Raw genomic sequence first — 231 nt, 5'->3', positions numbered from 1 at the left:
CGATCATCAAGAACATGGGCTTCGACAACCCGCTGCTGATCGGCTGGCTCAGCGCCATTCCGTACCTGCTGGCAGGTGTGTTCATGATCCTCTGCGGGCGCTCGGCCGACCTGCGCAACGAGCGCCGCTGGCACCTTGTAGTGCCGATGCTGATGGGGGCTATCGGCCTGCTGATCGCGGTGAACTTCGCGGGTAACCCGACCATTGCCATTCTTGGCCTGTCGATCGCCA

The 231-nt window shown here is 62.3% G+C and carries 1 pseudogene; it reads left to right on the top strand.

Features of this window, described 5'->3' with window-relative positions:
- Window positions 1-231: pseudogene (locus SB765_RS34265) on the top strand (MFS transporter); the annotation flags it as partial.

The organism is Pseudomonas sp. SIMBA_067 (assembly GCF_046534675.1).
Taxonomy (GTDB): domain Bacteria; phylum Pseudomonadota; class Gammaproteobacteria; order Pseudomonadales; family Pseudomonadaceae; genus Aquipseudomonas; species Aquipseudomonas putida.
Note: the sequence above shows the minus strand (reverse complement) of the source record. Positions and strands in the feature narration are given on the sequence as shown.